The organism is Streptomyces sp. NPDC006332 (assembly GCF_040612855.1).
Lineage (GTDB): Bacteria > Actinomycetota > Actinomycetes > Streptomycetales > Streptomycetaceae > Streptomyces.
Map to the genome: position 1 here is coordinate 15,693 of NZ_JBEXRA010000080.1, position 14,311 is coordinate 30,003.

General features: G+C 71.3%; 12 protein-coding genes. 4 read left to right on the forward strand and 8 right to left on the reverse strand.

The window, feature by feature from the left end; genetic code table 11:
• Nucleotides 1-7: 7 nt before the first annotated feature.
• From ABZ027_RS39995 to ABZ027_RS40010, 4 genes are all read right to left on the reverse strand, one after another.
• Complete coding sequence (locus ABZ027_RS39995; protein ID WP_356777425.1) at nt 8-871, reverse strand: carbohydrate ABC transporter permease; 864 nt, start codon at nt 869-871, stop codon at nt 8-10.
• Complete coding sequence (locus ABZ027_RS40000; protein ID WP_356777427.1) at nt 868-1,845, reverse strand: sugar ABC transporter permease; 978 nt, start codon at nt 1,843-1,845, stop codon at nt 868-870. Before ABZ027_RS40000 ends, ABZ027_RS39995 begins: the two co-directional genes overlap by 4 nt.
• A 28-nt stretch (nt 1,846-1,873) precedes the next feature.
• Complete coding sequence (locus ABZ027_RS40005) at nt 1,874-3,205, reverse strand: extracellular solute-binding protein (RefSeq protein WP_356777429.1); 1,332 nt, start codon at nt 3,203-3,205, stop codon at nt 1,874-1,876.
• Between the two features lie 121 nt (nt 3,206-3,326).
• Nucleotides 3,327-4,469, reverse strand: coding sequence for a substrate-binding domain-containing protein (locus tag ABZ027_RS40010; protein ID WP_356777431.1), 1,143 nt, complete (start codon nt 4,467-4,469; stop codon nt 3,327-3,329).
• A 634-nt stretch (nt 4,470-5,103) separates the two neighbouring features.
• Between ABZ027_RS40010 and ABZ027_RS40015 the strand changes: the two genes are divergently transcribed.
• Complete coding sequence (locus ABZ027_RS40015; protein WP_356777433.1) at nt 5,104-6,471, forward strand: trypsin-like serine protease; 1,368 nt, start codon at nt 5,104-5,106, stop codon at nt 6,469-6,471.
• Between the two features lie 87 nt (nt 6,472-6,558).
• Here the strand turns inward: ABZ027_RS40015 and ABZ027_RS40020 are convergent, their stop codons facing one another.
• From ABZ027_RS40020 to ABZ027_RS40030, 3 genes are all read right to left on the reverse strand, one after another.
• The gene (locus tag ABZ027_RS40020; RefSeq protein ID WP_356777435.1) at nt 6,559-7,008 is read right to left on the reverse strand and encodes a hypothetical protein; all 450 of its coding nucleotides are present in this window, start codon (nt 7,006-7,008) and stop codon (nt 6,559-6,561) included.
• A 151-nt stretch (nt 7,009-7,159) separates the two neighbouring features.
• A complete protein-coding gene (locus tag ABZ027_RS40025; protein WP_356777437.1) occupies nt 7,160-7,861 on the reverse strand; it encodes a class F sortase in 702 nt (233 codons plus the stop codon).
• A 125-nt stretch (nt 7,862-7,986) separates the two neighbouring features.
• Entirely contained in the window at nt 7,987-8,517 is a 531-nt protein-coding gene (locus tag ABZ027_RS40030; protein WP_356777439.1) for a hypothetical protein, read from the reverse strand.
• A 316-nt stretch (nt 8,518-8,833) separates the two neighbouring features.
• Between ABZ027_RS40030 and ABZ027_RS40035 the strand changes: the two genes are divergently transcribed.
• Nucleotides 8,834-9,715, forward strand: coding sequence for a PP2C family protein-serine/threonine phosphatase (locus tag ABZ027_RS40035; protein ID WP_356777441.1), 882 nt, complete (start codon nt 8,834-8,836; stop codon nt 9,713-9,715).
• Nucleotides 9,715-10,824 (forward strand): MASE1 domain-containing protein, encoded by a 1,110-nt coding sequence (locus ABZ027_RS40040; protein WP_356777443.1) that lies wholly within the window; start codon nt 9,715-9,717, stop codon nt 10,822-10,824. Before ABZ027_RS40035 ends, ABZ027_RS40040 begins: the two co-directional genes overlap by 1 nt.
• 42 nt (nt 10,825-10,866) lie before the next feature.
• On the opposite strand, the gene ABZ027_RS40045 is transcribed toward ABZ027_RS40040, so the two are convergent.
• Nucleotides 10,867-12,408: a CYTH and CHAD domain-containing protein gene (locus ABZ027_RS40045; RefSeq protein ID WP_356777445.1), complete on the reverse strand. Its 1,542-nt coding sequence runs from the start codon at nt 12,406-12,408 to the stop codon at nt 10,867-10,869.
• A 150-nt stretch (nt 12,409-12,558) separates the two neighbouring features.
• Here ABZ027_RS40045 and pgm point away from each other — a divergent pair, with 150 nt between their 5' ends.
• The gene (gene pgm / locus ABZ027_RS40050; RefSeq protein ID WP_356777447.1) at nt 12,559-14,199 is read left to right on the forward strand and encodes a phosphoglucomutase (alpha-D-glucose-1,6-bisphosphate-dependent); all 1,641 of its coding nucleotides are present in this window, start codon (nt 12,559-12,561) and stop codon (nt 14,197-14,199) included.
• Nucleotides 14,200-14,311: the final 112 nt, after the last annotated feature.

A 14,311-nucleotide genomic window follows, 5' to 3' on the forward strand; every position in this document is an offset into this window, starting at 1 on the left:
GGCGCGCTCACTTGACCGCTCCTGCGGTCAGCCCGCCGCGCCAGAAACGCTGGAGCAGGATGAACGCGAGGACGAGCGGCAGGACGGCGAGCAGCGAACCCATGATCACCACCGGGTAGTACTCGGGCGACACCGTCGCCGAACTGTTCCACTGGTACAGGCCGAGACTGACGGGATACAGGTCCTGGTCGGACAGCATCACCATGGGCAGGAAGAAGTTGTTCCAGATCGCGGTCAGCTGGAACAGGAACACGGTCACCAGCCCGGGCCCGAGCATCCGCAGCGCCACCCGCACATAGGCGGTCAGCTCGCCCGCGCCGTCCATGCGGGCCGCCTCCAGCACCTCGTCGGGGACGTAGCCCTGGCTGAAGATCCGGCCGAGGTAGACGCCGAACGGGTTGAACAGGACCGGGATGAACACCGCCCAGAAGGTGTTGACCAGCCCCGCCTGCGACGCCAGCAGGTACAGCGGCAGCGCCAGCACGGTCTGCGGCACCATCACCGCCGCCAGCACCAGACCGAACAGCTTCTCCTTGTGGCGGAAGCGGTACTTGTCGAAGGCGTAGCCGCAGGCGACGCTCACCAGCGCGCCGACTCCCGCGCCCAGCACCGCGTACAGCAGGCTGTTGAGGTACCAGCGCCCGTACTGGCCGCCGTCCATCGCGAACAGGTCGCGCAGGTTCTGCGCGAAGGAGAAGTCGGTCAGCGACAGCAGGTCGCTGCCGAACAGCGCGTCCCGGTCCTTCGACGCGGCGAGCACCAGCCACAGTGCGGGCAGCAGGGTGTACAGGACGGAGACGAGGACTACGGCGTTGACCGTCGTACGGCCGAGCAGCCGCGGGCGCAGCAGGGTGCTGTCGGTGGCGCTCATCGGACCTCCTGGGCGTCGGCACTGCTGGTCCAGCGGGTGACGCCGTAGGACAGGGCGATCGTGCACAGCAGCAGGACCACCGAGGCGGCGGCCGCCAGGCTGTAGTTGTTGCGGGTGAACGCCGCGTCGTAGATGTACATGCTCGGCGAGAACCGGGAGTTGATCATCGGGGAGGACTGGCTGAGCAGCATCGGCTCGGTGAACAGCTGCAACGCCCAGATCAGGGTGAACATGGCGACCATCACGACCGAGGCCCGCACCAGCGGCGTCTTGACCTGCAACGCGGTACGCACCGGCCCGGCACCGTCGACCACGGACGCCTCGATCACCTCACGGGGCACGGCCTGCAGGGCGGCGTAGAAGACCACCATGTTGTAGCCGAGGTTGCTCCACAGGGCGATGTTCACGATGGACGGGATCACGGTGTGCACGCCGAGGAAGTCGATCGTGATGTCCGCGTGGGCGAACAGGTCGATGACCGGGCTGATCCCGGGCGTGTACAGGTAGAGCCAGATCAGGGCGGCGATGATGCCGGGCACCGCGTGCGGCAGGAACAGCGCCAGCTGCGCCGACGCGCGCAGCTTCACGACACCGGAGTCCAGCAGCAGGGCCAGGGCGAGCGCGCCGACCACCATGAGCGGGATGTAGATCAGGCAGTACAGGGCGACGGTGCCCAGACCGCCGAGGAAGGTCGGGTCGGTAAGGACCGCCGCGTAGCTGCGCAGCCCCACGAAGACGGTGCGTTCGGGGCCGAAGCCGAGTCCGGGCTGGTCGTCGCTGAAGAAGCTCAGGTAGACGGCGGTACCGACGGGGATCAGGAAGACGATGACCAGCAGGGCGAAGAAGGGCGTCATCAGCACGCCGCAGGCGGTGAGTTGGCGACGGCGGGCAGCCTTGCGGGCGCGCCGGTCGGCGGCCGGCGTGGCGCTCGGTGGCGCGGTGGCGGGAAGCGTTTGCTGGGTGGTCGCGGTCATGGGGGAGTTCACCTGCCTTTCGGGCGGCTCAGGTGCTGTGCTGGGTGGTGGACAGGCCCAGGGCCTTCAGGTCGGGCATGGTGCCGTCCTGGGCCGCGCGCACGGAGTCGATGAGGGAGCCCTGACCGCTGCTCACGCGGGCGAAGTTGTCCTGCATGACCTTCAGCGTCGCGGTCATCCGCGGCCCCCACACCCAGCCGTCCCGGATCTTCTCGGCCTCCTGCTGGAAGAGCGTGTAGATGTCCTGGCCGCCGTAGTAGGAGCGGTCGAACGCCTTGCGCCCGACGGCGACCAGCGCACCGGCCGCCGGGTACTGGCTGCTGGCTCCGCTGGACAGCCGGGCGCGCAGGGCGTCCGGGTGGGACACCTGCCACTCGATGAACTCCATGGCGGCCTCGGGCACCCGGCTGTCCTTGGTGATGGCGAACGTGGAGCCGCCGTGGGTGCCGACGTGCGGGCGCCCGGCGTCCCACTGCGGCAGCGGCGCGATCCGCCACTGGCCCTTCTGCTCCGGGCGCGCGTTCATCTGCGCGCCGGCGTCCCAGGCGCCGCTGAGCCGGGTGAGCACCAGCCCTTCGGCGAGCTGCGCGTCGGACTGTCTGCTGTCCACGGCGTTCATGAACACGTCGTCGCGGTCGATGAGTTGCTGCCAGTACGCCGCGACCCGCCGGGTGGGCGCGTCGGCGAGGGAGACGTTCCAGGCGCCCTTGCCGGTGTCGAACCACTGCGCGCCCGCCTGCCAGGACCAGGCGGCGAAATGGGGCCCCCCGTCCGTGGGCAGGAGCACCAGCCGCCTCTCGGGCGCCTTGCGGTGGACCACGCGGGCGACTTCGGCGAACTCCTCCCAGGTCCCTGGGACTTGCAGGCCGAAACGGTCGAACAGGTCGGGGCGGTAGTGCATCACCATCGGCTCGACGTCCAGCGGGACGCTGAACACCCGTCCCTGGAAGGTGGTCAGCCCGAGTGCCTGCGGCAGCAGCTTGAGCCGCAGAGTGTCGCTGACCAGGTCGGTGATGTCACGGGCGACGCCGTCGATGGCGAACCCGGGGATCTGCGGGTACTCGATGGTGGCGACGTCGGGGGCGTTGCCGGCCCGGGCCGCGTTGCTGAGCTTCGCGTACCCGCCCTGGGTTCCGGAGGGGATCTGCTGGAAGTCGACCTGGACGCTGGAGTGGGTCTTGTTGAAGGCGTCGACCACTTCCTGGCTGCCGCGCAGGGCGGACCAGAACGTGACGCGCGTGGTCTTGCCAGTGCTGCGCGACGAGGAATCCGACGTCCCGCTGCAGGCGCTCACGGCTCCTGACAGCGGTACGGCGGCCGTCGCGGCGAGCACGGATCGGCGACTGGGCCGACCGAGCATGGTGCCTCCCGCGGCTCTGCGTGAACGGTGGGACACGGCGGTTCGGGACACCGGAATCCTCATCGCGCCGACCGCAAACGGTCAATAGATCGATCAGAAGAAAATCAAAGCGGTCAAACGCTCATTCCGTCGGGGTGATCGGCTGCCCCGTCGAACCCCGCACCGTGAGCGACGGCAGCAACTCGACGCGGTGCACGGGCGACCCGGGGCCGCGCCCACTCCTCAGACGCTGCGACAACAGCTCCGCGGCCACCCGCCCGACCTCGGCCTTGGGCGGGGCCACGGCGGTGAGCGGGATGGTGCCGAGCCCGGCGAGCACGTCGTCGTAGGCGACCACCGAGCAGTCCTCCGGCACGCGCACGCCGTTCTCCGTCAACCGCTGGACGGCCATCAGCGCGTCCACGTCGCTGTGCAGCACCGCCGCCGTCGCGCCGAGCTCGCGCAGCAGCGTGGGAACGTCCGCCGTCTCCTGCGCCGTGTACTGCCCGTCCCTGCCGACCCCGGGCGAACTCAGCGCCCACGCCCACTTCTCGACCAGCGGATGCTCCCCGGCTATCTCGGTGAACGCGGCCCGCAGGCTGCGCGCGGTGGGACTGTCGTCCCGGGTCGCGAACACGATCCGCCGGTGGCCGAGCGCCACCAGGTGCTCCACCGCGAGATGCGCGCCGTACCAGTGGTCCGAACACACCGAGTCCAGGGCGTGCAGGGCGCTGCCCGCCCGTGGCCGCCGCTCCATCAGCACCGCCGGCACCTCCAGCGCGGCGAGCCATCCGTGGTCGGTCTCCTCGGCTTCGAGGGTGCGCCACCGGGGCGCCAGCAGCAGGCCGCGCGCGCCGGCCGCGAGCGCCCGCTCCGCCAACGGGCGTTCCGCTCCGGCGGTCTGGGGCGCGATGTGCAGCGCGATGCGCAGACCGGCCTCCGCGAGTACCGTGCGGGCGCCGTGCAGGGTCTCGTACAGGTACGAGTGCCGCTCCGGTACGACCACGGCCACCGTGTCGCCGTCCGGGTCCGGGGTGTCGGTGCCGGTGCCAGTCCTGGTGCCGGTGCCGGTGTCGCTGCCGGGCAACCGCTGTGCGGGCTCGGTCGAGTGGACCACGCCGTGTCCGCGCCGCAGCCTGCCCGCCCGGGCCAACTCCTCGACGTCCCGGCGCATCGTCACCACCGACACCCGCAGCTCGGCGGCGAGGTCGCTGACCCGCGCGCTGCCCCGCCCCTCCACCGCGGCCACGATCCGCTGATGCCTGAGATCGACCGGCTCCCGCACGAGGCCTCCCGAGCGCTGAATGTTCGTTTGAGCGATGCGCGCCATCATAACGATCGTTCCCGGAAACGGAGCCTCTCGTACGGCACGGGCCCGGCCACGGCCGCGTGACGTTTCTGCGGTGAACGCGCTACGCCGGGCGAGTGAGCGCGACCGTTCCGGACGCGCGCCCGCCGGCCGGCCCCGTGAATCATCTGGCGTCTGCATCAGCCGGCGCCGGCCGACGAGTGCGGGGGACCGCGGTGCGCGCGATGACGCGGCGGCCCACTCGGGTGGCCCAGCGGGCCGTGTCACTGTCGGGTTCTCGGCCCTGGCATGCGGGCCGACCCGCACCTGAGGTCTACGACGGACGGCGCGGCTGTGTACGGGTCGAGCCCGGGAGGCGGGGACGGCTCGCGCTGACGTGAACACCGTTCCGGACGTGACGACTCCGGGCGCCGCGATCACCAGGGCCGAGTCTCTCGTGACCAGGCCGGCGCCCCGGGGCTCAAGCCCGTGTGATCAGCGCCCCGTTGCGCCGGGCGGCTCCCCCGTGTCGTCCGATACGCGGAACCGGCGGACGCCTGACATCATCCGCCCGGCTTGCGGCAAAGGCTCTGGTTCGAGGCGTTTTCCCCCTGAGACCAAGGAGACGTGTATGCCCCCCAGACACATGGCGGCGACCTGCGCCGCCGTGACCGCGCTCGGCGCGCTGGTGCTGACGGCACTGCCCGAGGCGTCGGCCGCCGCATCCCCCGTACCGGTGGACGCGCCCTCGGCCGCGCGGACGCTCGGCGCCGACACGCCGGCGCTCGCGATGCTGCGCGCGATGCAGCGCGATCTGAAACTGACCGAGGCTCAGGCCAGGAAGCGGCTGGAGAACGAGGCCGAGGCCGGCGCCCGGGCCGGGAGGCTGCAGATCGCCCTGGGCAAGCGCTTCGCGGGGGCCTGGGTACAGGGCCCGACCTCCGCCGCCCTCACCGTCGCGACCACCGACGCCGCGGACGCCCCCGCCATCAAGGCCGGCGGAGCGAAGGCCGCGGTCGTCAGGCACACTCTGGCGGACCTCAGGGCCGCCAAGTCGAAGCTGGACCGCACCGCCACCGCGGCCACCGCTCTCGCGGCACCCGTCCGCTACATCGACGTGCGCACCAACCGTGTGACGGTCCAGGCCACCAGCCGGGCCGCCGGGAACGCTCTCGTCACCGCCGCCAGGATCGACGGCACGCTGGCGAAGGTGAAGGTGTCGGCGGACCGCCCGCGGACCCTGCACGACATCCGGGGCGGCGACGCCTACTACATCGAGGACATCGCCCGCTGCTCCGTCGGCTTCGCCGTCACCAAGGCGCAGAAGCAGGGGTTCGTCAGCGCGGGGCACTGCGGCGAGGCGGGCGACACCACCACCGGCTTCAACCAGGTGGCCCAGGGTGTCTTCCAGGCCTCCGTCTTCCCCGGCCACGACATGTCGTGGGTGGCCGCCAACAGCAACTGGACCGCCACGCCCTACGTCAAGGGGGAGGGCGGCCAGAACGTCCAGGTCGCCGGTTCGGCGCAGGCCCTGGTCGGCGCCGCGGTCTGCCGCTCCGGATCGACGACCGGCTGGCACTGCGGCACCATCCAGCAGCACGACACCAGCGTCACCTACTCCGAGGGCACCATCGACGGAGTCACGCGGACGACGGTGTGTGCCGAGCCGGGCGACTCGGGCGGCCCCTACATCTCCGGCGCACAGGCGCAGGGCGTCCTCTCCGGCGGTTCCGGCGACTGCACGAGGGGCGGCACCACCTTCTACCAGCCGATCAACCCGGTGCTCAGCACCTACGGAGTCGTCCTGAAGACGAACGCGGCGCAGGCCGAGCCCCCCGGGACCCCCACCACCCCAACCGGTTCGTGGGTCAGCGGCCGGGTCTACGACACCGGAGCTCGGGTGACGTACGACGGTGTCACCTATGTGTGTCTGCAGGCGCACCAGGCGCAGGGAGTGCTGCGGCCCGCCGCCACGCCCGCTCTGTGGCAGCGCGCCTGACCCTTCCGGGAACGACTGAGCGGTGAGCGGTCCGTGAGGGCGGCTCACCGCTCAGCGCATGTCGGTGCGATCGCGGTCGGCGGGACGTCAGTACCAGTTCGTGTACACCGCGTCGTGGCCGTCACACGCGAGCAGGGCCCGCGAGACGCGCCCGTTGAGGTTGTTGCCGATCTTCGTGTACGCGTAGGTGATGCCGGAGTCGACGGTCTCGGAGACCCAGCCGTCCACCCGCCCGGTGCCGGAGTTCGACCGCTGCAGAACGGCGGCGCAGTTGGGGCGGGAGTTCTCGATCCTCGCGAAGGACCCGCACTTGGAGGAGTAGAAGTACTTCAGCGTCATGCCCTCCCAGGAGCGCGTGGCACCGACCTGCTGGAACGTGCCCGCGCAGCTGGAGATGGTGGGGTACTGGCCCTCCATCGCGTACGCCCCGTAGTTGCCCCCCTGGAACGAAGCGGCCTGGGCGGAGACCTGAGTGAGCGCCATCACCGCGGCGGCGCCCCCCGCGGCCAGCAGAGTCGAGAGTGATCGGCGGCTCATGAGCCCTCTTTCCTGTGTCGGCGGAGTGCTGATCGAGCGGTGTACGGCCGGCTGCGCGCCGGCCGGCCACCCCTCGTCCGGCGACCCTAGAAGACCGGGACGGCGACCGGTGCCTGACAGGTGTCAGGGTGCGCTCGGGCGTCCGCCCGCGTCAGACGAGGTGGGCGAAGACCACCAGGTTGTCGGTGTAGTCCCGGACCGAGCGGTCGTAGTCACCCGCGCAGGTGATGAGCCGGACCTCGGCCCGCGGGGTGTCGCTGTACACACGCCGGTCGGGAAAGTCGTTCTTGGCGAACGTCTCCGCACTGTCGACCACGAAGTGCGCAGTACGCCCATCGGCGCGCAGGACCTTGAAGGTGTCGCCCTTCTTCAGCTCACCGAGGCCGGCGAAGACCGCCGGGGAGGTGGCCGTGTCGACGTGCCCGGCGATGATGGCGGTGCCGGCTTCTCCGGGGGAGGTCCCCTGGGCGTGCCAGCCCACCAGGTTGGTGTCGGCGGCGGGCGGGGCCTCAAGCTGCCCGGTCCGTTCGATGGTGAGGTCGGTGAAGGGGGCGTCGACCGAGATCTTCGGGATGATCAGGCGCACCGGCCTCGCCCGCGGCAGACTCCTGCCCGCCTGGGACGCGGTGGGCGCGGCCGACGGGCCGGCGGGCGTTGTCGACGGGGCGACGGGGGCGGCGGCCTGCGCCCCCTGCGGTGGGCGGGCCGCCACCGACGACGGGTCTTGTCCGCCGAACAGGTTCACCGCCAGGAGCAGGGCGGCCACGGCGCAGATCATCGCCAGGCCGAGGCGGGACCCCTGCTCGGGCGGTACCGGCTCGCTGACGGTAGGGGAAGAAGGACCGGCTGCCATCGGGCAGCACCTCACTCTCGGGCACGGCAGCACAGGGGGTGGGGGGACGCGGAACGCGAGCCGGGCCCCCGCCGACCGGTGCTGGGGGCGGCGGTGGGCCCGGCTGCTATCGCGTCAGGCATGACTCAGGCAGCGGTTCCGGCAGACCTGCGTCGCGCCGCGTACAGCCCGGTCGCGGCGACACCCAGTACGGCCAGACCGGCGCCGGTCATGCCCGGCGTGGCGAGGGCGCCGCCACCGGTGTGGACGCCACCGTGGGGCTTGCCGTGGTGCTCACCGGAGTCCTTCTGGTATCCGCCGGACGACTCCTTCTCGTATCCGCCGGAGGACTCCTTCTTGTACCCGCTGTCCTTGTCCTTGTCCTTGTACGTCTCCGGGTCGTACTTGGGGTCCTTGGCGGTTCCCCAGTCGTCCTCGTTCACCGCGGTCAGCGCACCGCCACCGGTGTGCATCCCGCCGTGCGGCGACTTGTGGCCACCGTCCTTGCCGTGCTCCTTCTCCTCGCCGTGTTCCTTCTCCTTGCCGTGCTCCTTCTCCTTGCTGTACGACGAGTCCTCGTGGCCCGGGTCGTGGTCGGCCGCGTAGGCGCCGGGTGCGGTGATCGCGAGAACGGCGGAGGCGGCCGCGGTGGCCAGGAGCATCCGTGTGGAGCGCATCCGGGATTCCTTCCGTCTCGGCCTGGGCAGCTGGCGTCGCGTCAGCTGGACTGACCCGGCCTCGACATGATCCACCGTCAGTCACACCCGGGGATCCCACCACTCAAGCCGCTCAGTCGGGCGAACCGGCGGGCAGGAGGCCCCCCGTACGGCCCAGAGGCGGGATGCGCCGAACGGGGCGGCGCCCCCTCCCACGGCGGCGGAGGCGATCATGTCTCACGGCCCTGGCTTCCGGGCCACTCCCGGACATCGCTATCATCCGATAAAGAGCCATTTGGGGATTTTGCCCCAAGGGGTCGACATCCACGGAGCGATCATGTCCCGCAAGCGCCCCACGGACGACGGCGACGAGCTGCTGAACAGGCTCGGATCGCTGACCGCGCAGGCGCGCGAACGCGCGGAACAACAGCGTTCCCAGGTCGAGCTCGCCATCGCTCTGCAAAGCGGCATGCTGCCGGCGGACATGCCCGCGGCGCCGCGCTACCACCTCGCCGTCCGCTACGCACCGGCCTTCCACGGCCTCAATGTGGGCGGGGACTGGTACGACGCCTTCACGATGCCCGACGGCCGCGTCGGGCTGTCGATCGGCGACGTCCAGGGCCACAACATCGAGGCCGCGGCGTTCATGGGGCAGGTACGGGTGGGACTGCGGGCGCTCGCGTCCGTCACGAGCGAGCCCGGCGAGCTCCTCGCCCGGACGAACGATCTGCTGCTGGCCCTCGGCACGGAACTGTTCGCGACCTGCACGTTCATGCGGCTCGACCCGGCCACCGGCGTTCTGGAGAGTGCCCGGGCCGGGCACATCCCCTGTGTCTGGGCCACCGCGGACGGGAAGTCCGGCCTCGTCGACGGCGAAGGGGGGCCGCCGCTCGGCATCCAGGCGGGGCTGACCTACCCGGTGGCCCGGCACCGGCTCACCACGGGCGGAGTGATCGTCCTGCTCACGGACGGCGTGGTGGAAGGCCCCCTGATGGAGGTCGATGAGGGGCTCGACCAGGTGGTCCGGCTGGCGGGCATCGCCGTGGTGGCGGGCATGAGGGTGGACGCGCTCGCCGCCGCCGTGATCAAGGGCGCCGACCGCGTGGGACACGAGGACGACGCCGCGGTGCTGGTCCTGGGCTACGACGGGCCCGAGGTTCAGCCAGAGGGCGGCAGCGAGCGCCCCACGTCTCGCCGGGACGGCGCTACCGGTGTCTGATGGCTGGTGTGGTGGGCACCGAGGATCTGCGCCGCACCGGCGTCTTCGCCCTCCAGACGCTGGCAGTCGCCGGCGGCTACTACGCGGCAGGGCTGCTCGGGCTGTTGCGGGAGCTGACCGTCGAGGGCGCGGTGTTCACGCCCATCTGGCCGCCAACGGGCGTGGCGCTGGCCTGCCTGCTGATCCTCGGGCCGCGTGTCCTGCCGGGCATCGCGCTGGGTGTCCTGCTCGTCATCCTGCACATCACCGCGTTCCGGCCCGACGTGCTCGGCAACCTGGTGGGCAACACCCTCGCGCCCCTGTGCGCGTATCTCCTGCTGCGCCGGGTGGGCTTCCGCATCGATCTCAGCCGGTTGCGGGACGGCCTCGCCCTGGTGTTCCTGGGGGCGCTGGCCAGCATGCTGATCAGCTCCACGGTGGGCGTCGGCATCCTCGTGGTCACCGACCGGCTGGACGCCGGGAGCTTCTGGCCGGTCTGGCTCGCGTGGTGGGTGGGCGACGCGATGGGCGTCCTGATCGTCACCCCGCTCCTGCTGTTGCTGTACCGGGCACGGCTGCCGCTGCCCATGGCCCGGTGGAAGGAGGCCATGGCGCTGACCGTCATCACCTGCGTCGTCGTACCGGCGGCCACCCGTGACGAGGCCAGCCTGCTGTTCCTCGTCTACCCACTGCTGATCTGGGCGGCTCTGCGCTTCCGACTGGTCGGGAGCATGCTCTGCGCCCTCTTCACGTCCGTCATGGCCACCATCGCCGCGACGGAGGTGATCGGCCCCTTCGCCGGGCTGACCCGCGTCGACGTGATGATCAAACTACAGGCGTTCAACGGCACCATGACCATGATCGCCCTGCTCCTGTCGGCCGTCATCACCGAGCAACGCAACACCAGACGCTCGGTGGAACAAGCCTGCCAGGAGCTGGCCGAGGTCCTGGAACACCTCACCGCCGGTGACCCACCACGCGATCAGCCGCCTGACGACATGGACGACGGCGACCGGGGGGCCCGTGACCATGGTGGTGACGGCCTGCCCGACCGGCCGCCCGGTGACATGGGTGACGGCGGCCTGCCCGGCCCGACGGGCGGAGACACGGACGGCGGCGACCGGCCCTGACGTGCATGTGTGGTCCAGGAGGAATCCGCGATCCGTCGAACGTCAGCGCCTGAGCGCCTTGCGCAACGCGGGCTTCGAGGCGCGGGCCCAGGCCTTCGGCAGTTCCCGCTGCCGCTCACCGGCCACCGTCTGCTCCCGCCCGTACAGAAGGCCCCAGGTGAAGCTCGCCTCACCGGACGTTCCCGCCGCCACCGCCATACGGCGCAGCTCGGCCCGGGCCACCACGCTGTCCTGGTGGTCGCCGAGCACCTTCTGCACACCCTTGACGCGCTTGCCGAGGCGCTGGGCGGGCTTGCCGAGCGAGGCGCGGGCCGGCTCGGTGACGTACCGGGCCTTCTTGGCCGCCTTGCGAGCCTGGTGCAGGGCCGCGTCCCGTTCCGGGCCGGGGGGCGTCTTGAGGGCGATGCCGACCCTGCCGGCGAACCGGTCGTACTCCTTGAGGACCGCCTTGGCCAGCACGTCCTTCGGCTTCCGGGCGGCGGCCTTGCGACGCAGCGGGGGCCGCGCGACCAGGCCGGCCAGCGAGTCCAGCAGGGCCAGATAGCGGGGCGACGCCAGGGCGTCCTGCGTACGCGTCCGGGCCTCGGAGCTCTTGGTGACGTGCCACGCCTGGAGCCGGGCGGTGACGGGTCCCAGGACCAGTTCCCGCGGCAGCGCCCCGAGCCCGGCGTCGAGCCGTTCCTGGAGCACCTCGTGGTCGCGTTCCCCGCCCAGCTCACCGGCCAGCCATTTCAGCTCCCCGCGCACGGGATCGGTCGCCGCGCGGTCCAGGACCGAACGGTAGGAGCGAAGCACACTCCGCAGCCGACGACAGGCGACCCGCATCCTGTGGACGGAGTCCGGCAGGTTCCGGCGGACCGCGGGATCGAGTGCGACCAGCGTCCGCACCTGCTTCTCCACATACCCGAGGACCAGATCGCCGGCCGAGCCCGCGACCACGTCCTCGGACCGCGTGTCCGGCAGCCGGGGCGCGCCCACCGCCGTCTCCTCCAGGGCGCGGGCGAGCTTGGACGGACCGGGCAGCCGCTTGACACCGGCCTCGCGCAGCACCTTGTCCACGGCCCGCAGCAGCTCCGGGTCGGTGCCCTCGGAGAGCTCGACCTCCAGCTCCGTCCACGAGGCCCGGGTGGCCCCGGCGAGCAGCGACTCCGCCTCGACCGCGTCGATGCTCAGTTCGCCCAGCACGGTGCCCCCGGCGTCGACGAGCTCGCGCCTGTGACGCTCGGTGCGCAGGCGGACCACCGGCCTCAGTTCCGCACCTCGGGTACGGGAGAGCACCAGGTCACGCAGGTCCTCCGGGACCGTGTCGGACAGGGGGGCGCGCAGTTCCTCGCGGCTGTCGCCGGACAGCGGCAGCTTGAGGTGCCAGCCGGCGTCGGCGCCGCCCGTCCTGCGGCGCAGCGGGGCCGAGGCGTCGACCAGCCGCAGGTCCACGGTGTCGTAGTACACGGCGTCGAGGTCGTCGGTGCCACGGTCCACCACGGACGCGATGGCGTCCACGTCGGTGAGGTCGGGCAGCCAGGAGGTGTCGTCCGCCGCCGGAGCCTCGTACTTTCGTTCCGTCTCTCGTGTCGACTGGGCCATGTGGTTCCGCGTACACGTCTCAGCCCGAATCAAACCCGCGGAGCCACTTCCGCCGTTCCCGCGGGCAACCCGAGGCGGACTCGCGGAACACCGCCGTGACGAGGAAGGATGGGGGCTTCACCGTAGGCCGAACGATCTGTGGGAGCGGGCATGCAGCACGAGCGAGCGGGCAAGCAGGCCGGTCCGGAGGACCTCGTCGACGTCGCCCGACTGGTCACCGCGTACTACGCGTTGCACCCCGACCCGACCGAGCCGGGGCAACGTGTCGCGTTCGGGACGTCCGGGCACCGCGGATCGTCCCTGGCGACCGCGTTCAACGAGGCGCACATCGCCGCGACCAGCCAGGCCATCTGCGAGTACCGCGCCGACCAGGGCACCGACGGCCCCCTGTTCCTGGGGGCCGACACGCACGCCCTGTCGGAGCCGGCGAGGGTCACCGCCCTCGAGGTCTTCGCGGCCAACGAGGTCGCCGTGCTCATCGACAGCGCGGACGGTTACACACCCACCCCGGCCGTCTCGCACGCCATCCTCACCCACAACCGCGGACGGACCTCGGGCCTCGCGGACGGCGTCGTCGTCACCCCGTCGCACAACCCGCCCGCCGACGGAGGGTTCAAGTACAACCCGCCGAACGGCGGCCCGGCAGCCTCCCAGGCGACGACCTGGATCCAGGACCGGGCCAACGAGATCATCACGGCCGGCCTCAAGGACGTCCGGCGCATCCCTTACACCCGGGCACTCACCGCCGAAGGCACGGGGCGCTACGACTTCCTCGGCACGTACGTCGCCGACCTGCCCAGCGTCCTGGACCTGGACGCGATCCGCGCGGCGGGCGTCCGTATCGGCGCCGACCCGCTGGGCGGGGCCTCGGTCGCCTACTGGGGCCGGATCGCCGAGGAGCACGGGCTGGACCTGACCGTGGTCAACCCGCTCGCCGACCCGACCTGGCGGTTCATGACGCTGGACTGGGACGGCAAGATCCGCATGGACTGCTCGTCGCCGTACGCCATGGCCTCCCTCATCGAGCAGCGTGACCGCTTCCAGATCGCCACCGGCAACGACGCCGACGCCGACCGGCACGGCATCGTCACGCCCGACGCGGGGCTGATGAACCCCAACCACTACCTGGCCGCGGCCATCTCCTACCTCTACGCGCACCGCGAGGGGTGGCCCGCCGCGGCGGGCATCGGCAAGACGCTGGTGTCGTCCGGGATGATCGACCGGGTCGCCGCCGACCTGGGACGTCGGCTGGTCGAGGTGCCGGTCGGGTTCAAGTGGTTCGTGGACGGACTGGTCGACGGATCGCTCGGGTTCGGCGGCGAGGAGTCGGCCGGCGCGTCGTTCCTGCGCCGGGACGGCTCGGTGTGGACCACCGACAAGGACGGCATCATCCTCGCGCTGCTGGCCGGCGAGATCACGGCGGTCACCGGGAAGACCCCGTCGGAGCACTACTCCGCGCTGACCGCCCGGTTCGGCGAGCCCGCGTACGCCCGCATCGACGCGCCCGCCACCCGCGAGGAGAAGGCCCTGCTCGGCAAGCTCTCGCCCGCCCAGGTCAGCGCGGACACCCTGGCCGGCGAGGCGGTGACCGCCGTACTCACCGAGGCGCCCGGCAACCGGGCGCCGATCGGCGGTATCAAGGTCACCACGGCCAACGCCTGGTTCGCGGCCCGCCCTTCGGGCACCGAGGACGTCTACAAGATCTACGCCGAGTCGTTCCTCGGCCCCGACCATCTCGCCCAGGTGCAGGACGAGGCCAAGGCGGTGGTCCGTACGACACTGGGCGGCTGAGGCGCCGACCCGGCGGTCTCAGTTCCCGGTCGAATCCACGGCTTTGTGATGACCATGTGATGTGGGATTCCTCTCAGCGTGAGGTTTATTTCCGAGGAATCCGCAATACCGG